The sequence below is a fragment of the Ferribacterium limneticum genome (assembly GCF_020510625.1).
Lineage (GTDB): Bacteria > Pseudomonadota > Gammaproteobacteria > Burkholderiales > Rhodocyclaceae > Azonexus > Azonexus limneticus_A.
Map to the genome: position 1 here is coordinate 2,731,179 of NZ_CP075191.1, position 21,530 is coordinate 2,752,708.

Annotated in this window: 19 protein-coding genes and 3 pseudogenes; 3 read left to right on the forward strand and 19 right to left on the reverse strand. The window is 57.4% G+C overall.

The genetic code is table 11. The annotated features are described in order from the left end of the window. Nucleotides 1–43 precede the first annotated feature (43 nt). The 12 genes and pseudogenes from KI617_RS13045 to KI617_RS13100 form a co-directional block, all read right to left on the reverse strand. Nucleotides 44–829: a 3'-5' exonuclease gene (locus KI617_RS13045; RefSeq protein WP_226446933.1), complete on the reverse strand. Its 786-nt coding sequence runs from the start codon at nucleotides 827–829 to the stop codon at nucleotides 44–46. Then, nucleotides 826–1,725, reverse strand: coding sequence for a cysteine synthase CysM (cysM, locus tag KI617_RS13050; RefSeq protein WP_226446934.1), 900 nt, complete (start codon nucleotides 1,723–1,725; stop codon nucleotides 826–828). The genes KI617_RS13045 and cysM overlap by 4 nt, the downstream gene beginning before the upstream one ends. Further along, nucleotides 1,718–2,716, reverse strand: a complete 999-nt coding sequence (gene rfaD / locus KI617_RS13055; RefSeq protein WP_226446936.1) for an ADP-glyceromanno-heptose 6-epimerase — start codon at nucleotides 2,714–2,716, stop codon at nucleotides 1,718–1,720. Before rfaD ends, cysM begins: the two co-directional genes overlap by 8 nt. Nucleotides 2,717–2,725: 9 nt before the next feature. Continuing rightward, the gene (gene rfaE1, locus KI617_RS13060; protein ID WP_226446938.1) at nucleotides 2,726–3,664 is read right to left on the reverse strand and encodes a D-glycero-beta-D-manno-heptose-7-phosphate kinase; all 939 of its coding nucleotides are present in this window, start codon (nucleotides 3,662–3,664) and stop codon (nucleotides 2,726–2,728) included. A 3-nt stretch (nucleotides 3,665–3,667) separates the two neighbouring features. Then, entirely contained in the window at nucleotides 3,668–4,987 is a 1,320-nt protein-coding gene (locus KI617_RS13065) for a UDP-glucose dehydrogenase family protein (protein WP_226446940.1), read from the reverse strand. Between the two features lie 9 nt (nucleotides 4,988–4,996). Further along, the gene (gene lapB / locus KI617_RS13070; RefSeq protein WP_226446942.1) at nucleotides 4,997–6,169 is read right to left on the reverse strand and encodes a lipopolysaccharide assembly protein LapB; all 1,173 of its coding nucleotides are present in this window, start codon (nucleotides 6,167–6,169) and stop codon (nucleotides 4,997–4,999) included. Further along, complete coding sequence (locus tag KI617_RS13075) at nucleotides 6,166–6,447, reverse strand: LapA family protein (RefSeq protein ID WP_226446944.1); 282 nt, start codon at nucleotides 6,445–6,447, stop codon at nucleotides 6,166–6,168. The genes lapB and KI617_RS13075 overlap by 4 nt, the downstream gene beginning before the upstream one ends. Nucleotides 6,448–6,517: 70 nt before the next feature. Next, nucleotides 6,518–6,802 carry an integration host factor subunit beta gene (locus KI617_RS13080; RefSeq protein WP_011287042.1) on the reverse strand — a complete coding sequence of 95 codons (285 nt, stop codon included), beginning with the start codon at nucleotides 6,800–6,802 and terminating at the stop codon, nucleotides 6,518–6,520. A gap of 12 nt (nucleotides 6,803–6,814) precedes the next feature. Next, a complete protein-coding gene (rpsA, locus tag KI617_RS13085; protein WP_226446945.1) occupies nucleotides 6,815–8,494 on the reverse strand; it encodes a 30S ribosomal protein S1 in 1,680 nt (559 codons plus the stop codon). 92 nt (nucleotides 8,495–8,586) lie between these two features. Continuing rightward, nucleotides 8,587–10,518 carry a bifunctional 3-phosphoshikimate 1-carboxyvinyltransferase/cytidylate kinase gene (locus tag KI617_RS13090; protein ID WP_226446947.1) on the reverse strand — a complete coding sequence of 644 codons (1,932 nt, stop codon included), beginning with the start codon at nucleotides 10,516–10,518 and terminating at the stop codon, nucleotides 8,587–8,589. 250 nt (nucleotides 10,519–10,768) lie between these two features. After that, nucleotides 10,769–11,853, reverse strand: a pseudogene (locus tag KI617_RS13095) (IS5 family transposase). Nucleotides 11,854–11,898: 45 nt separating this feature from the next. Then, nucleotides 11,899–12,294 (reverse strand): annotated as a pseudogene (locus KI617_RS13100) (integrase core domain-containing protein); the annotation flags it as partial. A gap of 170 nt (nucleotides 12,295–12,464) precedes the next feature. Here KI617_RS13100 and tnpA point away from each other — a divergent pair. The 3 genes and pseudogenes from tnpA to tnpC form a co-directional block, all read left to right on the forward strand. Then, nucleotides 12,465–12,779: pseudogene (tnpA, locus tag KI617_RS20560) on the forward strand (IS66-like element accessory protein TnpA); the annotation flags it as partial. Then, complete coding sequence (gene tnpB / locus KI617_RS13110) at nucleotides 12,776–13,123, forward strand: IS66 family insertion sequence element accessory protein TnpB (RefSeq protein WP_226446949.1); 348 nt, start codon at nucleotides 12,776–12,778, stop codon at nucleotides 13,121–13,123. The pseudogene tnpA and the gene tnpB, both read left to right, overlap by 4 nt. 64 nt (nucleotides 13,124–13,187) lie before the next feature. Next, nucleotides 13,188–14,708, forward strand: coding sequence for an IS66 family transposase (gene tnpC, locus KI617_RS13115; RefSeq protein ID WP_226446950.1), 1,521 nt, complete (start codon nucleotides 13,188–13,190; stop codon nucleotides 14,706–14,708). A gap of 404 nt (nucleotides 14,709–15,112) precedes the next feature. Here tnpC and rfbC read toward each other — a convergent pair whose 3' ends face one another. The 7 genes from rfbC to hisC all read right to left on the reverse strand — a co-directional run bounded on the left by rfbC (nucleotide 15,113) and on the right by hisC (nucleotide 21,521). Beyond that, nucleotides 15,113–15,649, reverse strand: a complete 537-nt coding sequence (gene rfbC, locus KI617_RS13120; protein ID WP_226446952.1) for a dTDP-4-dehydrorhamnose 3,5-epimerase — start codon at nucleotides 15,647–15,649, stop codon at nucleotides 15,113–15,115. After that, entirely contained in the window at nucleotides 15,649–16,533 is an 885-nt protein-coding gene (gene rfbA / locus KI617_RS13125; RefSeq protein WP_226446954.1) for a glucose-1-phosphate thymidylyltransferase RfbA, read from the reverse strand. The genes rfbC and rfbA overlap by 1 nt, the downstream gene beginning before the upstream one ends. Further along, nucleotides 16,530–17,597 (reverse strand): dTDP-glucose 4,6-dehydratase, encoded by a 1,068-nt coding sequence (gene rfbB, locus KI617_RS13130; protein WP_226446956.1) that lies wholly within the window; start codon nucleotides 17,595–17,597, stop codon nucleotides 16,530–16,532. Before rfbB ends, rfbA begins: the two co-directional genes overlap by 4 nt. A gap of 24 nt (nucleotides 17,598–17,621) precedes the next feature. Next, nucleotides 17,622–18,626: a UDP-glucose 4-epimerase GalE gene (gene galE, locus KI617_RS13135; RefSeq protein WP_226446958.1), complete on the reverse strand. Its 1,005-nt coding sequence runs from the start codon at nucleotides 18,624–18,626 to the stop codon at nucleotides 17,622–17,624. A 93-nt stretch (nucleotides 18,627–18,719) separates the two neighbouring features. Continuing rightward, the gene (locus tag KI617_RS13140; protein ID WP_226446960.1) at nucleotides 18,720–19,559 is read right to left on the reverse strand and encodes a DNA ligase; all 840 of its coding nucleotides are present in this window, start codon (nucleotides 19,557–19,559) and stop codon (nucleotides 18,720–18,722) included. Further along, nucleotides 19,559–20,428 carry a prephenate dehydrogenase gene (locus KI617_RS13145; protein ID WP_226446962.1) on the reverse strand — a complete coding sequence of 290 codons (870 nt, stop codon included), beginning with the start codon at nucleotides 20,426–20,428 and terminating at the stop codon, nucleotides 19,559–19,561. Before KI617_RS13145 ends, KI617_RS13140 begins: the two co-directional genes overlap by 1 nt. A gap of 4 nt (nucleotides 20,429–20,432) precedes the next feature. Continuing rightward, the gene (hisC, locus tag KI617_RS13150) at nucleotides 20,433–21,521 is read right to left on the reverse strand and encodes a histidinol-phosphate transaminase (RefSeq protein ID WP_226446964.1); all 1,089 of its coding nucleotides are present in this window, start codon (nucleotides 21,519–21,521) and stop codon (nucleotides 20,433–20,435) included. Between the last annotated feature and the right edge of the window lie 9 nt (nucleotides 21,522–21,530).

Consider the following 21,530-nt stretch of genomic DNA (forward strand, 5'->3'; position numbering starts at 1 on the left):
TAGGTTTTGAGAACTTGCGATTATAACGCCGGACTGGCCTTTCTCATTGCCAGGCAGCGAGGAACTCCTGCCATTGCGGCGTACCGATTTTGGCCAGCTGCGCCTTGACGAATTCGCCTTCGGCGACTTCTTCCTCGGCCGTCAATTCACCGCGTAGGCGACGGAAACGGTTATAGACCAGATAGGTATTGATGACATCGGTCTCGCAGTAATCGCGAATCTCGGCAATCTTGCCAGCCTGCCAGGCCTCCCAGACCTTGCCGCCATCCATACCGAGCTTGCCGGGAAAACCAAACAGCTTGGCCAGATCATCAAGCGGCGCATTCGCCCGGCCGTTATAAAGCGCCAGCAGATCCATCAGATCGAGATGACGGGTGTGATACCTGCTGATGTAGTTGTTCCACTTGAAATCACGCGAGTCAGCGTAGTCGCCATCACCGAGATCCCAATAGCGTGGCGCCGAGACGCCGTGCAGCATGCCGCGATAGTGCAGTACCGGCAGGTCGAACCCGCCACCATTCCACGAAACGATCTGCGGCGTGAATTTCTCGATGCCGTCGAAAAAGCGCTGGATGATCGCCCCTTCGTTCAGATCCGGCTCGGACAGCGACCAGACCTTCAATCCCTCACTGGTCCGCAACACACAGGAAATAGTCACGACGCGTTGCAGATGCAACTGCAGGAAGTCGTTACCTGTCTTGGCCCGGCGCTGCTGGAAGGCCAGCTCGGCGACTTCGTCATCGGAAAGCTCGCCCGGCAGATCATTCAAGCGGCGCAGGCCGGCGACATCGGGAATCGTTTCGATGTCAAAAATCAAAACAGGCTTCATGCCGGGAAAACACCTGTCGAGAGATAACGGTCACCCCGATCACAGATGATCGACACGATCACCGCATTCTCCAGTTGCTGCGACAGGCGCAGCGCCACAGACAATGCACCGCCAGAGGAAATACCGGCAAAAATGCCCTCTTCCATCGCCAGCCGCCGGGTCATCGCCTCGGCATCGGCCTGACTGACGTACTCGACGCGATCGACATTGGTCTTGTCGAAAATTTTCGGCAGATAGGCTTCTGGCCACTTGCGGATACCGGGAATCTGGCTGCCCTCTTCCGGCTGGCAACCAACGATCTGGATGGCCGGGTTCGCTTCCTTCAAGAAACGACTGGTCCCCATGATCGTCCCGGTCGTGCCCATGCTGGAAACAAAATGGGTAATTTTCCCCTCGGTATCACGCCAGATTTCCGGGCCGGTGCCTTCGTAATGGGCCAGCGGATTATCTGGGTTGGCGAACTGATCAAGGATGATGCCCTTGCCTTCATCGCGCATCTTGTCGGCCACATCGCGACACAGCTCCATGCCACCATCCTTGGGCGTCAGAACCAGTTCGGCGCCGTAGGCACGCATGCTTTGCCGGCGCTCGACGCTCTGGTTTTCCGGCATGACGAGGATCATCCGGTACCCCTTGATCGCCGCCGCCATAGCCAGCGCGATGCCGGTATTACCCGAGGTCGCCTCGATCAGCGTGTCGCCGGGCTTGATGTCGCCACGCGCTTCGGCACGGGCGATCATCGACAGCGCCGGCCTGTCTTTTACTGAACCTGCCGGGTTATTGCCCTCCAGCTTGGCGAGAATGACGTTACCCCGCTTGTCGTTGTCAGCACCAGGAATGCGTACCAGACGTACCAGCGGCGTGTTTCCGACAAAATCCTGCAGGGTTTTATACATTGCGATTGAGCCACTCGATATATTGGGAGACGCCCTCCTCAACCGTGGCCATCGGCGCGTCGTAACCGGCAGCACGAAGTTTGCTCAGATCAGCCTGCGTGAATGCCTGATACTTGCCCTTCAGGGCCTCGGGGAAGGCAACGTACTCCAGCAAACCCTGTGCCCGTAATTCGTCCAGCGACAACGCCGACTCATTTCTGGCTTTGCGGCAGCCGTTGACCGCCGCCACCGCAACATCGTTGAAGCTCTGTGCACGGCCGGAACCGAGGTTGAAGATGCCAGACTTTTCAGGGTGATCAAGGAAAAACAGATTGACCTTGGCGACGTCACCAACGAAGACAAAATCCCGCTGCTGGCCGCCATCCGGGTAGCCGTGCGAACCTTCGAACAACTTGACCTTGCCGTCGGCGCGGAACTGGTTGAAGTTGTGGAAGGCGACCGAAGCCATGCGTCCCTTGTGCGTTTCACGCGGGCCATAAACATTGAAATAGCGAAAACCGACGATCTGCGACGAGGGTTTCTGGGCTAGGCGCTGACGAACGATCTGGTCAAACAGGAATTTGGAATAACCGTAGACGTTGAGCGGCCCTTCGTACTGGCGCTCTTCCTTGAAAGTACCGCTGGATCCGTAGGTCGCCGCGCTGGAGGCATACAGGAACTGAACGTCCTGATCCAGGCACCAGTCGAGCAGAATCATGGAGTAACGGTAGTTGTTCTCCATCATGTAGCGGCCGTCCGTCTCCATGGTGTCGGAACAAGCGCCTTCGTGCAGGATGGCGTCGATTTCTCCATCGAAATGACCGGCCTGGATACGCTCGATGAAGTCGTTCTTGTCGAGATAGTCGACGACTTCACAATCGATCAGGTTCTTGAACTTGTCAGCTTTGGTCAGATTATCGACGGCAATGATGTTCGTGATGCCGCGCTCGTTGAGCGCCTTGACGATATTGGAACCGATGAAGCCGGCGGCGCCGGTGACGACGATGTACATGATTTTTCCTTACAGTGCAGCGATGAGTTCTTCGCGGCTGACCACAGCAGTGCCGAGTTTGCCGACAACGATGCCAGCGGCGATGTTGGCCACACGAATGGCTTCGTCCCAATCGGCGCCGGCGGCAATCATCACCGCCAGCGTGGCGATGACCGTATCTCCGGCCCCGGACACATCGAAAACCTCACGCGCCAGTGCTGGCTGGTGATGCACCGCATCATCGGCGAACAGGGTCATTCCTTCTTCACTGCGGGTGACCAGCAAGGCTTCGAGACCAAGCTCGCCGCGCAGCTTGCGCGCCTTGGCAGCCAACTCTTCCTCGGAAGACCAGCGACCGACCACTTCCCGCAGCTCCGAGCGGTTCGGCGTAATGACCGTGGCACCGGCATATTTTCCCCATTCATCGCCCTTCGGATCGACCAAGACCGGCTTGTCATAGGAACGGGCGATGCGGATCATCTCGGCAATATGCGTCAGACCGCCCTTGCCATAATCCGAGAGGATCACGACATCGGCCTGGACGACACGTTGCTCGAAATCGGCCAGCTTGGCCTTCAGGATTTCGTGCGATGGGGTCGTTTCAAAATCGATGCGCAGTAGCTGCTGCTGGCGCCCGATGACGCGGAGCTTGACCGTGGTATCGATCTCGCGATCAATGTGCAGAGCCGCATCGATCTGGCCTTCGTCGAGCAGTCGCCCGAGAGTGCGTCCGGCCTCGTCGTCACCTACAACCGAAAGCAAGGCAGAAACCGCCCCCAGCGACGCCGCATTACGCGCTACGTTGGCGGCGCCACCAAGGCGCTCTTCCATCCGCTCGACCTTGACCACGGGCACCGGCGCTTCCGGAGAAATCCGGCTGACCTCACCAAACCAGTAGCGATCCAGCATCACGTCGCCAACGACCAGCAGACGAACCTGCGACAGTTTTTCCAGCAAGTTGCTACTCATCGTTTAACGCCCGATTGCCACATACTCGATGCCCGAACCACGCACGAACTTCGGGTCGTACAGGTTGCGGCCATCGAAGATCACCGGGGTCTTCAGGGCTTTCTTGATCTCTTCGAAATCCGGACTGCGGAATTCTTTCCACTCGGTGACGATGAGTAGCGCATCGGCGTTCTGGAGTGCGCCCATCGGGTTTTCGGCGTATTGCAGACGGGCTTCGTCACCGTAGATGCGTTGCGTTTCGGGCATGGCGACGGGGTCGTAGGCGGTGACGGTGGCACCTGCTTCAAACAGGTCGGCAATCAGTTCGCGACTGGGGGCTTCACGCATGTCGTCGGTGTTGGGCTTGAAGGCCAGGCCCCAGAGGGCGAAGTGCTTGCCTTTGAGGTCACCGAACTTGGCTTTGAGTTTCTTGGTCAGGATGTGCTTCTGGGCGTCGTTGGCTTCTTCGACGGCGGTGAGCACTTTGAGGGTGATGTTGGCGTCGTCCTGGGCGGTGGCGATCAGTGCCTTGACGTCCTTGGGGAAGCAGGAGCCGCCGTAGCCACAACCTGGGTAGAGGAAGTGGTAGCCGATGCGGGGGTCGGAACCGATGCCCTGGCGAACCATTTCGATGTCGGCACCAAGGACTTCGGCGAGGTTGGCCAGTTCGTTCATGAAGCTGATACGAGTAGCCAGCATGGCGTTAGCGGCGTACTTGGTGAGCTCGGCACTCTTGACGTCGGTGATGATCAGACGCTCATGGTTACGCTGGAACGGGGCATAGAGGGCACGCATCAGGTGGATGGCCTGTTCTTCTTCGGCACCGACGACAATGCGGTCCGGACGCATAAAGTCTTCTACGGCGGCGCCCTCCTTGAGGAATTCTGGGTTGGAGACGACGCTGAAGGGGATGTCGATGCCACGCTTTTGCAGTTCGTCGGCGATGGCGGCCTTGACCTTGGCACCGGTGCCGACCGGGACGGTACTTTTGTCGACAACGACTTTGTAGTCGGTCATCAGGCGGCCGATGTTACGGGCGGCACCAAGGACGTACTGGAGGTCGGCGGAGCCGTCTTCGTCAGGCGGGGTGCCGACGGCGATGAACTGGATGGTGCCGTGCTGGACGGCCTTTTCGACATTGGTGGTGAAGTGCAGGCGGCCTGCGGCGACATTGCGGCGGACCATTTCTAGCAGGCCCGGCTCGTGAATCGGAATGCCGCCGTCTTCAAGAATGCGGATCTTGTTGGGATCGAGATCGAGACAGAGGACATCGTTGCCTACTTCGGCCAGACAGGTGCCACTGACCAGTCCTACATAGCCGGTACCGACGACGGTGATTTTCATGAGATTTTCCTACAAGGATTGATCGAATTCTTCGCCACGGCGCGGCGGATAAGTTTCCCAACCGCCACAGGCCGGACAGCGCCAGTAGAACTGGCGGGCCTTGAAACCGCAATTATCGCACCGATAGCGAGACAGACGCTTGGTATAGCCCTGGATGATGGTCTTGGCCAACTCAACGTCCGGACGCACTTCCGGTGCAACCAAGGGCAGGCGCGCACTCATCAACTTCTCCAGCCCCAGCAAGGTCGGATTGCGCTGCAACTCGGCACGGACGAGACGATAGGCAGCCTCGGTTCCCTCATTCTCCAGAACAAGTTGATAGACCACTTCCAGCAGATCCAGCGATGGATAGCGTTCCAGATAACCACTGAGCAATGCAATGCCCTCCGCCGGCCGCTCCAGCTTGCGGTAGGCTTCTAGCAAGCGCTGGGCAACCAGGGCAAGATACGCGGGATCCTGCTGCTCGATGCGCTGCCAGGCTTCAATGGCATCAGTCGTTGATCCCTCCTGCAGCAATAAATCTCCCTGCAACAGGCTGGCACGAACACATTTCCGGTTCTCCTGCATAGCCACGTCAAGGTATTCACGCGCGGTATCCGGACGCGAACGCATGATCTCGTTAGCCGCCAGTTCGCAGTAATACTCGGCGATCTCACGATGCGAGGCGACATCCGGCAACTCCCGAGCAATCCCGACCGCCTTCAGCCACTCCTTCTCGACCTGATAGATTTCCAACAGATTGCGCTTGGCCTCCTCCTCGAAGGAAGTACCGAGAAGTTTGTTGAATATATCTTCGGCCCGGTCGAGCAGGCCGGCCTTCAGATAGTCCTGCCCCAGTTCTGACAGTGCCTGCAATCGGACACGTTCTTCAAGATCCGGCAAGTCGATCAGGTTCTGGTGCATGCGAATGGCGCGCTCGGTTTCACCCCGCCGACGGAACAAATTTCCCAGCGCGAAATGCAACTCAACGGTCTGAGAATCAACCTTGGCGACTTCAAGAAATGAGTCAATGGCCTTGTCCGGCTGCTCGTTGAGCAGGAAATTCAAGCCCTGAAAATATGAACGCGGTAACGAGCGCGACTCGTGCACCACCTGGCGCATATCAACGCGAGCCGCAGCCCATCCCAAGCCAAAAAAAACCGGGATAAGCAACAACTGCCAGTAATCGAAAAACTCATTCATACAACGGGTGGCTCTTCCACTTTGGCCGTTACCGGCACCCGACTGGATGTGCGTTTCAGACGCGAGATTTCACGCCGTTGGCGAAAAATCACACCAAGCAGGGAGAGCGCACCAAGAATCACACCCCCGACAAAGAATGCCAGCAAGGCAATCACCAGCGGAGCTTGCCAGACCTGCCCTGGCAGAAGGCGAAGGCTGACCGGATCGGTATTCTGGGCCGCAAAAATAACCAGAAAGGCGAAGATGATGAGCCGGATGGCCCAAGTCAATACTGTCATGACATTCAATAAAAAAGGGCAGTGAAATCATTCACTGCCCTGAATCTACCACATTAGGCCAAGTCCGGCGCTAGATCGCCTGATCGACCCTTTCTCGCAATTCTTTTCCGGCCTTGAAGTGGGGAACCCACTTCGCCGGCACGCTGACCTTTTCCCCCGATTTGGGATTGCGTCCAACACGCGGGGGACGGTAGTTGAGCGCAAAGCTGCCGAATCCACGGATCTCGATACGATCTCCTCGCACAAGTGCTTCGGACATCGCATCGAGAATCATCTTGACCGCAAAATCAGCATCCTTCGCCACCAACTGCGGAAAACGCTCCGCCAGCTGGGCGATGAGCTCGGATTTGGTCATGCTTTTGCCTTATCAGCCTTGCTGGTTGAGCTTGGCCTTCAGCAGGGCACCCAGGTTGGTCGTACCAGAAGCAGCGGCGGAAGACTCTGCAGACAACTTCTGCATGGCTTCGTGCTGTTCGGCATTGTCCTTAGCCTTGATGGAAAGGTTGATACCACGGGTCTTGCGATCCACGTTGATGATCATGGCTTCAACGGTATCGCCCACCTTCAGGTGCTGCGACAGGTCGTCGATACGATCACGCGAGAACTCGGAAGCGCGCAAGTAACCTTCGTTTTCACCGTCCAGGGTCAGCACGGCACCGCGGGCATCGACCGTCTTGACGGTACAACGCACGATGCTGTTCTTCTCGTGGGTAGCGATGAAGTTGGTGTACGGATCGCCTTCGAGTTGCTTGATGCCGAGGGAGATACGCTCCTTCTCGACGTCGATGCCGAGAACAACTGCCTCGACTTCGTCGCCCTTCTTGAAGTTGCGGATGGCTTCTTCGCCGGTCGCAGACCAGGACAGATCGGACAGGTGAACCAGGCCATCGATGCCACCAGGCAGACCGATGAAGATGCCGAAGTCGGTGATCGACTTGATGGCGCCCTTAACCTTGTCACCCTTCTTGTGGTTCATCGCGAAGTCGTCCCAAGGATTGGCTTGGCACTGCTTCATACCCAAGGAGATACGGCGACGCTCTTCGTCGATCTCGAGGATCATGACTTCGACTTCGTCGCCGAGCTGGACAACCTTGGACGGATGAACGTTCTTGTTGGTCCAGTCCATTTCGGAAACGTGAACCAGGCCTTCAATGCCTTGTTCGATTTCAACGAATGAACCGTAGTCGGTCAGGTTGGTGACCTTGCCGAACAGGCGGGTGCCGGCCGGGTAACGGCGGGCAATACCGACCCACGGATCGTCGCCCAGTTGCTTCATACCCAGGGAGACGCGGTTCTTTTCGGCGTCGAACTTGAGGATCTTGGCGGTAACTTCGTCACCCACATTGAGCACTTCGCTTGGGTGACGGACACGGCGCCAGGCCAGATCGGTGATGTGCAGCAGGCCGTCGATACCGCCGAGGTCGACGAATGCACCGTAGTCGGTGATGTTCTTGACGATACCCTTGACGGTGGTGCCTTCCTTGAGGTTCTCGAGGAGCTTTTCGCGATCTTTGTCAGCGGTGGCTTCGAGCACGGCACGGCGGGACATCACGACGTTGTTGCGCTTCCGGTCAAGCTTGATGACCTTGAACTCCATGGTCTTGCCTTCGTACGGCGTGGTGTCCTTGACCGGACGCATGTCGACGAGGGAACCCGGCAGGAAGGCGCGAACACCGTTGGACATGACAGTCAGACCGCCCTTGACCTTGCCGGTGATGGTGCCGGTAACCAGGGAGTTGTTGTTCAGGGCTTCTTCCAGGAAGTTCCAGGCAGCGATGCGCTTGGCGCGATCGCGGGACAGGCGCGTAGCGCCGTAGCCGTCTTCCAGCATTTCGATAGCCACTTGGACGAAATCGCCCACCTTGACTTCGAGTTCGCCCTGATCATTCAGGAATTCTTCGAGCGGAACATAGGATTCCGATTTCAGGCCGGCATTGACCACAACGAAATTGTGATCGATGAGCACCACTTCTGCAGTGATGACTTCGCCTTGACGCATTTCCTGGCGAGCCAGGGATTCTTCAAATAGTTGAGCAAAAGATTCCATTGACGGAGAGAACTTTCATGCTGCTGCGAACCGTGAAATCCACAGCGGGTTAGGGTTTGAAACAAATTACCGGCCACCTGACCGGCAACACCTTACTGCAACGCTTCCCTGCTCCAGTCCAACACCTGATTCACCGCCTGTTCGATGGTGAGATGCGTGGTGTCGAGCAGCTTGGCATCTGCCTCTTGCCGGAGTGGAGCCACGCTGCGCTGCGAATCGCGCTCGTCACGTTGCCTCAAGTCTGACAGAAGGTCCGCGAGATTAGCAGATAATCCTTTTTCGATCAACTGCTTATACCGACGCTCGGCACGAGCTTCGGCGCTCGCCGTGAGGAAGACCTTGAGCACAGCTCGCGGGAAGATCACGGAACCCATGTCGCGCCCGTCGCCGACCAAGCCGGGAGCCTTGTTGAACGCCCGTTGCCGGAACAGCAAAGCCTCGCGCACGGCAGGCAGGGCGGCAACCCGGGAGGCGCCGGCCGAAATTTCTTCGGTACGGATTGCATCTCCAACCGGGGTGCCGCTCAGACGAACATCGCTCTCGGAAAATTCGACATCAAGTCCGGCAGCAATCGCCGCCACACCCGTTTCGTCAGCCCAATCGACCCCCGCCTGTTGAGCTGCCAATGCGGTCAATCGATACAGGGCACCCGAATCCAGATAGTCGTAACCCAAAGCAGCGGCAATACGGGCAGCAACTGTGCCCTTACCGGAAGCCGACGGGCCATCAATGGCAATCACCGGCGCCGCCGTGGTGGCCTTGGCAAAGCGTTCGAAATAATCTGGAAAAGTCTTTGCTACACACTTCGGATCATTGATGCGCAAGGGCGTACCAAAGGCGGCCAGCGAGAAACACATGGCCATCCGATGGTCGTCGTAGGTATCGATTAAAGCTGGTTTCAAACTGGCTGGCGTGACACAAATGTAGTCTTCACCCTCCTCAACCACTGCACCCAGTTTGCGCAACTCCGTCGCCATCGCGGCAATCCGGTCGGTTTCCTTGACCCGCCAACTGGCGATGTTGCGCAGCGTGGTTGTTCCTTTGGCAAAGAGTGCCGCCGTCGCCAAGGTCATCGCTGCATCGGGAATATGGTTGCAATCAAGGTCGACCGCCACCAAGCCGGATTGAGGTGCCCGCGCTTCCATCCAGTTCGGCCCCATCTCGATTTGGGCACCCATTTTGGCCAGTGCCTCAGCGAACCTCACATCGCCCTGGATCGAATCGCGACCTACGCCCTCAACGCGAACCGGACCGCCACCGATGGCGCCCAGCGCCAGAAAATAGGAAGCTGACGATGCATCGCCTTCGACAAAAATCGTTCCCGGCGAAACATAACGACTGCCGGCGCGAACGGTAAACCGCTGCCAACCTTCCCGCTCGACGATCACGCCAAAACGCGCCATCGTCGCCAGGGTAATTTCGATATATGGCTTGGAAATCAGTTCGCCGACCACTTCAACGACAACCGTTTCACCGGTCAGCGGCAGTGCCATCAGCAAGCCCGTCAGGAACTGGCTGGAAACATCGCCGCGCACCTTGACCACCCCACCCGGCTGGATACTTGCCGGTTTCAAATGCAAGGGCGGGAAACCTTCGTTGCCAAGATAAGTGATATCAGCCCCTAGCTGACGCAGTCCATCGACCAAATCGCCGATCGGCCGTTCGTGCATCCGCGCTACGCCCTTGAGGACATAGTCGCCACCGGCCAGCGCCAAAGCCGCGGTTAGAGGGCGAAAGGCCGTGCCGGCATTCCCGAGAAACAGCTCAGCCTGCTTGACGGGGATCAGACCGCCGCAACCTTTGATTGACCAGTTTTCGCCACCGAGGTGCTGAACGCCTACGCCTAGCATCTTCAACGCTTCCAGCATGCGCTCCGTATCGTTGGAGGCCAGAAGATCGCGGACCTCCGTCTCACCATCTGACAGCGCTGCCAGCAGGAGAACACGGTTGGAGATGCTTTTTGAGCCAGGCAGGCGAACCGTGCCGCAGGCAGAAAGCAATTGAGGGAGGTCGAGAAATTCCATGGGCGGGTGGCTACCGAAAAAGGCCGTAGTCTACTCGCCTCAGGAAAAGATCGAAACCGCTCCTGTTATTCTCTAGATGTTTAGCAGGTTGCTCAAAAACCCGACGATGCCTTCGGCTATTCACAGCTGACGATGAGTAAAAATCTGAGACATTTCCCTTGTGGTGCCTTGAAAACTGAATTTCAGGCAGTTTTTTGGCCTCATTCGGGGTTGCTGCCTGCCTTTTGGCAAACAGCGGGCGGATTTCGCCCTATGTCGCAGACAATCGCCAGCCGAACAGCGCTGCAATCCGGGTCAGGTTGTAACAAACAAAGGTGAAGGCGGTTTGCGCCTTGACCTTTGCCAAGCCAACAAAACGGGTTTTGCGCAGACCACCGACGGTCTTCGCCCAACCAAAGATTTCTTCAACCCGCTTGCGCTTCTTCAAGCTGACCGCGTAACCCGCATGCCGGGTCGTCCGGCCATCAACTGCCGAACCCGACTTCTTCGCAGCGACATGCGGCGTGACCTTTGTCTCGCGCATCGATTTCACGAAATCGGCTGTGTCATAGCCTTTGTCCGCACCCAGCGTTACCGGTTTTGATCGTGCGACGTGCCATCGTCAAGGCGGCCTCACGTTCGGCCTTGCCGCTCGCTTGCGTGGTTTCAACATCCACCACCAGCCCGTTGCGGTTCTCCATCAGGGCGTGCCCCATGTAACACAGCCGGGATTTATCGCCTTCGCTCTTCTTGAAGAGACGAGTCTGATCATCTGTCGTCGAGGCATGGGTTTCGTTACTGCGCTTCTCGCCCTTGAAATCAATGCTCGGATTCTTGCCGCCACCTTCCGGCGGTTTCCCCGAGCCATCCTTGGGGACAAAGCTCTTCATCGAGGCCCAGGCTTCGATCAGGGTGCCGTCAACCGTGAAATGCTCGTTGGAAGTCAGCTTCTTCCAATGCGCCAGCGCAACCACCTTGTCGAAAAATTCGCGCATGATCTCTTCCGTGAAGAGCCGCTCCCGGTTCTCTGTGAAGCTGGTCGCCGCCCAAACACCTTCATCCATCGACAGGCCAACAAACCAGCGGTACAGCAGGTTGTACTCAATGTGCTGCATCAGTTGGCGCTCAGAGCGAATAGAGAACAGCACCTGAATCAAACTAGCTCGCAACAGACGCTCCGCCGGAATCCCCGGTCGGCCAGTGTGCGAGTAAAGCTTCGCAAACGCGCCGTTCATCGAACCCAGAATGCCATCAAACCAATGCCCGTAATTGACGCAACGGGTGTCCAGCCGGAATCCGTTCTTCCAGACTCCGATAACTAAACATCGTGTATTGGGTCGTATCGGCCGTTCTCATCTTCTTCAATCTCAACCTGACAATGGAGCCATTATCTCATTGGCATCAAATGGTCAGAGTTTTTGAGCAACCTGTTAGTCCCACGGTGTGCTGGATCGGATTGATCCTGAATCGCTCAGGCTCTTTTGTCCAGATTTTGCAGACGAATTCATAGGGCGTCAGCCCCTTTAGCCTCTTCAATCGCCAGGCGAAGTTGTAGGCCATCAAAAAGGTCTGCAAATGGGCTTTCAACTGGTCATGCGTCTGGTAGTAGTAACGTTTTACCGTGGCGTCCTTCATGGTTCGATTCATGTGCTCCACCTGTCCATTCGTCCATGGGTAACACACTTGGGTCAGGCGATGTTCAATTTCATGGGCATTGCAGACACGATCAAACAGAATGCACCAATTACCTTCTGTTCCCTTGCGTACGGCAAATTGGATGCCGTTGTCCGTGAATATGGGTAAGCGTCCGGCCACAACCGTCTTTCCACCGAAGCTTCGTTGTCTGAAGATACCTCGCGGACGGGCACCTCAAATTTGTGCCCACGAAGGGATTTATGGACACAAATTCAAAGGCAGTCATGGCCTCGAAGCGGCGAGGCCCCTACCGGCATCACCCGTTGGCGCAGAAGCGAGCGATCGTTGAAGAAACGCTGCAGCCAGGTGCCTCGGTTGCACAGATTGCCCGCAAACACGGTGTCAACGCCAACCAGGTATTTTTGTGGCGCAAGATCTACCGTGAGGGGCTGCTGCCCGAAGTGAAGCCAGCGCTGTTGCCGGTCACCCTCACGCCGCTGATGGTCAGCGATCAGTTGCCGGCAGCCAGCAGCTCTGCCAGCACAGGGTGTCTGACGATTGAGTTCGGGCAAGTTCGCGTTCGCATCGAAGGCCGCCCTGACGCCGAGGTGCTGCGGCTGGTTCTCGCGGCGCTGCAGCAGCGATGATCGGGCTACCCAGCGGCACCCGGATCTGGCTCGCCGCCGGCTTGACCGACATGCGTCGCGGCTTTGATGGTCTGGCCAGCATCGTTCAGGAGAAACTCGCCGCCGATCCCTTTGCCGGTCACGTCTTTGTCTTTCGCGGTCGCCGCGGTGATCTGGTCAAACTGCTCTGGTGGGATGGCGATGGCCTCTGCCTTTTTGCCAAGCGCCTGGAGCGCGGCCGCTTCATCTGGCCACAGGCCAGCGAGGGCTCGGTGCACCTCTCAGGCGCCCAACTTTCCATGCTTCTGGAGGGCATCGACTGGCGTCGCCCGAGTCGCACCGGGCAACCGGAACGGGCCGCATAAGAAAGCTGGAAAACCTTGGCTGGCGGGGCTGTTCACCCGTGGGCTATTCGCGTAAACTCGCCGCATGAACAGCGCTCCTCTGCCCCGCGACACCACGACCTTGCAAGCCATGGTGGTCGCCCAGCAAGCAGAAATCGAGCATCTCAAACTGATCATCGCCAAGCTGCGTCGTATGCAGTTCGGCCAGAGCTCCGAGAAGATCGACGAGATGGTCGGGCAACTCGAACTGGCGCTGGAAGAACTCGAAACCGGCAAAGCGGAACGGGCCGGCATCCCGGAAATCACCCCGGCCGAAGAAGTCCCCGGCAAACCAGTCCGCAAACCACTGCCGGATCACTTGCCACACGACACCGTGGTTCATCTGCCTGAGCACGCCTGCTGCCCGGACTGCGGCGGTCATCTCAAGCCGCTGGGTGAGGATGTCTCGGAAGTACTCGACTACGTACCTGCCAGCTTCCGGGTTATTCGCCATGTTCGGCCGAAGCTGGCTTGTGGCCGTTGCGACACCATCGTTCAGGCACTGGCACCCAGTCGGCCGATTGCCCGAGGCATGGCAGGGTCTGGATTGCTGGCCCATGTGCTGGTCGCCAAATATTGCGATCACCTGCCTTTGTATCGGCAGAGCGGTAGTTATGCTCGGGAAGGCGTTGATCTGGAACGCTCGACCCTGGCCGAATGGGTCGGGCAATGTTCAGCGCTGCTGCGCCCCTTGCTGGAACGGCTGCGTCACCACGTGCTGGCCGGCGAGAAGCTGCATGCCGACGATACGCCGGTGCCGGTGCTCGCCCCGGGCGATGGCAAGACCAAGACCGGGCGGTTATGGACCTATGTCCGCGATGATCGGCCGGCCGGGAACGACATGCCGCCCGCCGTCTGGTTTGCCTACTCACCAAATCGCAAGGGCGAGCATCCGCAGAGCCACCTAAAATCCTTCAAGGGGATTCTGCAAGCCGATGCCTTTGCCGGTTTCGATGCTTTGTATGCCACGGGTGACATTCTGGAAGCCGCATGCTGGGCCCACGCCCGCCGCAAGTTCTTCGAGATTCACCAGGCCCAAGGCTCACCGATTGCCGCCGAGGCACTCAAACGAATCGCAGCCTTGTATACGATTGAAAGCAAGGTTCGCGGACAACCGCCAGATGTCAGGCTCAAAGGACGGGAACAGGCCAAGCCTATCCTCGAAGAACTCCATGCCTGGTTACTGGACACGCGACGACAACTCTCAAAGAAATCCGGCCTGGCGGATGCCATCGGCTACGCCTTGAATCATTGGCAGGCACTGATCCGCTATGCCTCGGATGGGCGCATCGAGATCGACAACAATGCGGCTGAACGGGCGCTACGGGCGGTGGCGCTTGGACGCAAGAATTTCCTGTTTGCGGGTTCTGATGCCGGTGGTGATCGCGCTGCCGCGATTTACAGCCTGGTCGGCTCAGCGAAACTCAACGACCTCGACCCGGAAGCCTATCTGCGTTTCGTCATTGAGCGAATTGCTGATTACCGAATCAGCGAACTCGACGACCTGCTGCCTTGGCGTGTCGCCGAGCGGATCGCCAAGACCGAGCATCACGCTGCTGCAGCCTGATTCCGATTAACTCGGAAAGACGGTGGTGGCCGGACGGTTACGAATATGGTGTGAATTGCGTAAGAACGACTGCATCGAGACAATCGCCTCTTGATAGGAAGAAACTGAATGCCAGCTTCTTCATCAAGAAGCCAGATTCGTTTGCAGATGATGGTTTTTCAACAGCCAGCTAGCTGCCAAATCGGCAACATACTCAGGAACAAATCGCCGCAATCCGGATTTCACCTCAGAAGTCGGATGAATCGCAGCCCGCAACCAGTTCAGCAAATCCTCGTACTCCTCGGCAGTCAAATCATCCGAAAAACGAGCAATTCGCAACTTGGGTGCGGCACCGTAAGGGTAGTTTCATCATCCGCAAGCAGTTCTACGTACAGCTTCTCACCCTATTGCTTGGAACTCCAAAACTACTGGTCGATGAAGTTCAAGCCAATCTTATCCTTTGGCGAAAGAACCGGTGTCGCTATCAACTTCCAATCCACACCAATCGTTGAATCATTCCATGCAATACAGCGCTCATGTTCCGGCGAGTAGTAATCGGTGGTTTTGTAAAAAAACTCTGCCGTTTCGCTTAGCGTCAAAAATCCATGGGCAAACCCCGGCGGAATCCAGAGCTGCTTCTTGTTTTCTGCACTCAATATCTCACCCACCCACTGTCCATAGGTTTTTGACTCTTTTCGCAGGTCGACCGCGACATCAAAAACTTCACCCTGCACGACTCTGACAAGTTTGCCTTGGGCTTTGGGTGATATTTGATAATGCATTCCTCTCAGAACGTTCTTCGCACTTTTCGAGTGGTTGTCCTGGACAAAGGTAATATCCTGTCCGACAGCTTCGTTGAAAGCCTTCTGGTTGAAGCTTTCGAAGAAGAAACCCCGATCATCACCGAAAACTTTGGGTTCGATGATCAGGACATCGGGAATCCGGGTCGGCGTGACTTTCATCAGAACACCTTTTCCTTCAGAAGATTGAACAGATACTGACCATAGCCAGTCTTGGCGTAGCTTTCTGCCAGTTGTTCGAGTTTTTCGTCGCTCACCCAGTTCTGACGCCAGGCGATTTCTTCAGGGCAGGCGACCTTGAGACCTTGGCGCTTCTCGATGGTGGCGATGAACTGGCCGGCTTCGAGCAGGCTGTCGTGAGTGCCAGTATCGAGCCAGGCGTAGCCGCGGCCCATGATTTCGACCTTGAGTTTTTGTTGCTCGAGGTAGACGCGATTGACGTCGGTGATTTCGAGTTCGCCACGGGTACTGGGCTTGATGCTCCGGGCGATGTCGACAACGCTGTTGTCGTAAAAGTAGAGGCCGGTGACGGCGTATCTTGACTTCGGTTGTTTCGGTTTTTCTTCGATGCTGATGGCTTGTTTTTTCGAGTCGAACTCGACGACACCATAACGCTCGGGATCGGTAACAGCGTAAGCAAAGACTGTGGCGCCTTGCTGGCTGGCGTTAGCGCCTTGCAGCAGTTCACTGAATTCGTGGCCATGAAAGATATTGTCGCCAAGGATCAGGGCCGAGGGGTTATTCCCGACGAAATTAGCACCTAGGATGAAGGCTTGGGCAAGACCATCAGGGCTGGGCTGGACGGTGTATTGAAGATTGATGCCCCACTGGCTGCCGTCGCCGAGCAATTGCTCGAAGCGCGGGGTGTCTTGCGGGGTGGAGATGATCAGGATGTCCCGGATGCCCGCCAGCATGAGCGTGGTCAGCGGGTAGTAGATCATCGGCTTGTCGTAGATCGGCAGTAGCTGCTTGGAGACGGACAGGGTTGCTGGATAAAGACGAGTGCCGGAGCCACCAGCGAGGATGATGCCTTTTCGCTGACTCATTTCGTTTCTCCATATTGCTTGCCTAGCCATTCGCGGTAGGCGCCACTGGTCACATTGGCAACCCAGGCCTGGTTGTCCAGATACCACTGCACCGTCTTCCTGATTCCCGTCTCGAAGGTTTCCGCCGGTTTCCAGCCGAGTTCGCGCTCGATCTTGGTGGCATCAATGGCGTAGCGGCGGTCATGGCCGGGCCGGTCGGTGACGTAGGTGATCTGCTCTTTGTAGAGCTGACCGTCAGCGCGCGGGCTGAGTTCGTCGAGGATGGCACACAGGGTATGGACGACCTCAAGGTTGGGCTTTTCATTCCAACCTCCAACGTTGTAGGTTTCACCGAGACAGCCGGCTTCGAGGACGCGGCGGATGGCGCTGCAGTGGTCTTTCACATAGAGCCAGTCACGAATCTGCTGGCCGTCGCCGTAGATGGGCAGCGGCTTGCCGGCGAGCGCATTGTGAATAACCAGCGGGATCAGCTTTTCCGGGAAGTGGTAGGGGCCGTAGTTATTGGAGCAATTGGTGGTCAGCACCGGCAGGCTGTAGGTGTGGTGATATGCCCGCACGAGGTGATCGCTGGCGGCCTTGCTGGCGGAGTACGGGCTGTTCGGTTCGTACTGGTGGGTTTCGGTGAAGGCTGGGGCATCAGCAGCAAGCGAGCCGTACACCTCGTCGGTGGAGACGTGCAGGAGGCGGAATTCGTTTTTTGCTGTTTCCTCCAATTGACCGTAGAAGGCACGTACAGCTTCGAGCAATCGGAAGGTGCCGACGATGTTGGTTTGGATGAAATCTTCCGGGCCGTGAATGCTGCGATCAACATGGGATTCGGCGGCAAAATTGACGACGGCACGGGGTTGGTGCTCGGCCAGCAATTTGGCAAGAAGATCAAAATCGCCGATGTCGCCCTTGACAAAAAAGTGGCGCGCATCGCCATCAAGCGACACCAGATTTTCCAGATTGCCAGCGTAAGTCAGCGCATCGAGGTTGATGACTTTTTCGTCTGACTGGACCAGCCAGTCGAGAACGAAATTGCTGCCAATAAAGCCGGCACCGCCAGTGACCAGGATAGTCATGTGTTTTCCAGAACTGTGAATAAATTACCGAAAACCATTCGGATTGTTACTTTGCCAACGCCAGGCATCAACACACATGGCTTCCAGACTCCGCTCGGCACGCCATTCGAGCAGTTGAGCAGCAAAGGCAGGGTCGGCATAGCACGAGGCGACATCACCTGGACGCCGTGCGCACAGGTCATAAGGCACCGGGCAAGCGCTGGCTTTCTCGAATGATTTGACCACATCAAGTACGCTGTAGCCAGTGCCAGTACCTAGATTCACCTCAAAACATTGCGCTTCGCACAAGCGTTTCAACGCCTTCAGATGTCCGACTGCCAGATCAACAACATGAATGTAGTCACGAACACCGGTGCCATCTGGCGTCGGGTAATCGCTGCCCCATACGTTGAGCCTCTCCCGACGGCCAACGGCCACCTGCGCCACGAAGGGCATGAGGTTGTTTGGAATCCCTTGCGGATCCTCGCCAATCATGCCGCTCTCATGAGCGCCGACCGGGTTGAAGTAGCGCAGGATGCCAATCCGCCAGGATGGATCTGAACGAAACAGATCGCGCAACATTTCTTCGATAACCAGCTTGGTTCGGCCATAGGGATTGGTCGCCGACAGAGGATGATCTTCGGTCAGCGGCAAACGCTGCGGATCGCCATAAACCGTTGCCGACGAGCTAAAGACGAGCGTCTTGACGCCGCAATTGCCCATGGCCTGAAGCAGGCGATGCGTGCCGATGACATTGTTGTCGTAATACTCAAGTGGTTTTTCGACAGATTCGCCAACCGCCTTCAAGCCGGCAAAATGGATCACCGACTGGCAGTCGTATTGGCGCAGGGCTGCTTCAACGGCCGCCTGATCGCGAATATCACCCTCGACCACAGCAATTTTCTTGCCGGTGATCGTTTCAACCCGCTTGATGGATTCTGGATGGCTGTTGCAAAAATTGTCGAATACGACGACCTCCTGGCCTGAATTCAGGAGTTCGACACAGGTATGCGAACCAATATAGCCGGCCCCGCCAGTTACAAGAATCATCGCTGTCTGCCCTTGGAATGAGAATGGAATTTTACCTGCCCCGCTGACGCACTGCAGCAAAACAGTGTGACGACCGGAGAAGACTCGATCATTTCAATCATTCCGCACCCGCAGAAAACAGGCGAACCTGGGCATGCCCTTGTTCGTCAGATCGCGAAAACGGTAGGTAACGGTCGTGCCAATAGCTGGCGGCTGTTGTCGCTGGGCTTTGGAAAAACCGGTGCCAAGCAGAAATTCCCGGCCGTCTGGCGTTCGCACCTTCAAGGCGCCGAGATACCCGGCAAATCGCCCTTTGCCTGCCTGGTGAGCAACCACCACCGCTTCCGCATCCTGCCAAGGCTTTAATTTGAGCAGAACATCGCTGCGCCCGGTTTCATAGGCAGCATCGGCCAGATGCAGCATCAGCCCCTCACCGCCGCCCTTAACAACCTCGTCAAGATGTTTTTTCAGACTGGTGCGGTTAGCTACTGAAAACTGCTCGATTTCACGCAACCATGGCACATTGGCCTGATGCACCAGACGACGTATCCGTTCAGCACGCTCGCTGAATGTTCCTGGCGCACCGGGCAATTCGAAAATCATGTAGCGCACTTCGCGCCACCCGGCCTCATCCGGAACTTCTCGTCGGACAATACCGGAAACCCGCTCAAATTGGCCGCGGGCGATCCACAGTTCGCCGTCGAGCGCCTGTTCCGGCAAACCGGCAATGAACCAGTCCGGCGCATGTATGGTCTTGCCGCTGCGAAAGCGCAGCACCTGCCCATCCCAGATCGCTCGTACACCGTCGAGTTTCTCGCTGACCAGATAGCGTGAAACATCAACCTGCTCGCGATAGACATTGGCCAACAGGATGGCAGGAGGTTCTACGGCGCATGAAACAATCGGCAGCGAAAGCGCCAGTCCGAAGAGCAGCGCGCCAAGCAGGCGAGACATCAGCCCTCGCCGGCCCAATTGCGCCGGGCGCGCCGGGCAATGCCGAATACTTCCTCGAGACGCTCGCCATCGTTCTGCGCAAGGGCCAGGCGGAGTTCATCCAGTTGCGCCCGATAGCTGTCCAGCTCGCCAAGCAGGGCCTCACGATTGGCAAGGCAGATGTCGCGCCACATTTCCGGATGGCTGGCTGCAATGCGCGTGAAATCGCGAAAACCGGAGGCAGCGAAGGTAAAGAACAAGTCAGCATCCTCGCGCACCGCCAGATCGTGCACCAGCGCGTAAGACAGCAGATGCGGCAGGTGGCTGACAGCCGCGAAGACGCGGTCGTGCATTGCCGGCGTCAGTTCGTAGATGTCGGCACCGCACAGCGACCAAGCGCGCTTGATGTGATCGAGCGCATCATCGCTGTTTTCCGGTAGCGGCGTGACAACGACCTTCTTGCCCTGATACAGATCCCAACGCGCCGCCGAGGGGCCGCTATTTTCTGCCCCGGCAATCGGATGCGCCGGAACGAACTGGCAGATACGGTCGCCGAAGGCAGCTCGTGCGGCAGCCACGACATCGCCCTTGGTCGAGCCGCCATCGGTCACTATGGTATTCGGGCCAAGATAAGGAGCAATGCGCGAGAAAATCTCTGGCATCTGCGCAACGGGTGTTGCCACCAGGACGATGTCCGCATCCTCGATTTCATGGAGCGGATTAATTCCGGCACGATCAATGACGCCCAACTCCTGCGCCGTTCGCAAGGTCGATGGTGTTCGACCAAAGCCCACTACCTCCTCGACCGCCTCTGCTTCTTTCAAAGCAAGCGAGAATGAGCCGCCAATCAGGCCAGTCCCGAAAACAACGATCTTGCCAAATTTGGCCATCGAATTAGAGCGCCGTCTCCAGCGCTTCGAGGAAACGGGCGTTTTCCGCCTCGGTGCCGATGGTCACGCGCAGCCACTCAGGCAGGCCGTAGCCACCGATCGGCCGGACGATGACGCCCTGCTTCAAAAGTTTCTGGTTGACCGCAGCGCCATCGCCCACCCGGAAGGTGACGAAATTGCCATGCGGCTTGATGTACTCGAGACCCCGTTTTTCGAGGCCGGCGATGATCTGCGCCATGCCGCGCTGGTTCAGTTCGTAACTGGCCTGCAGGAATTCGTCGTCATCCAGCGCCGCGAGCGCGCCGGCCAGCGCTAGGTTGTTCACGTTGAACGGCTGGCGGACCCGGTTCATCAGGTCGGCCACCTCGGCAGATGCCAGCGCGTAGCCGATGCGTAAACCAGCCAGCCCGTAAATTTTCGACAGGGTGCGGCAGACGACGAGATTGGGGAAATCCTTGATCCAGCCAGCCACATCAACCCGATCGGCCGGCGGCAGGTATTCGTTGTAAGCCTCGTCGAGCACGACGACGACATCCTTCGGCACCGCTTCCAGGAAGGCACGTACTTCCGGATAAGGCAGGAAATTGCCGGTCGGATTGTTCGGGTTGGCGATCCAGACGATGCGCGCATCCGGCCGGATGGCGGCACGCATGGCATTCAGGTCGTGGCCGAAATTCTTGGCCGGCGTCGAGATCAACTCAGCACCAGTCGACAACGTGGCCAGCGGATAGACCGCGAAGGCATGTTGCGCGAAAACCGCCGATCGGCCTGGTGCCAGGAAGACGCGGGCGATCAGGTCGAGCACGTCGTTCGAGCCATTGCCAAGCACAACCTGGTTGTTAGCCACGCCGCAACGACCCGCCACCTTGGCGATCAGGTCGAACTGATCGGGATAGCGTTCGACACCGCTAATCGCTGCCTCGACGGCCTTGCGGGCCTTCGGGCTCATGCCGAGCGGGTTCTCGTTGGAGGCCAGCTTGACGATTTTCTCGACCGGAATGCCCATTTCACGGGCCAGTTCGGTGATCGGCTTGCCCGGCTGATAGGGCGAAATAGCGCGGACGTAGGACAGCGCTTGATCGGCAAGGCTCATGAAACTTTC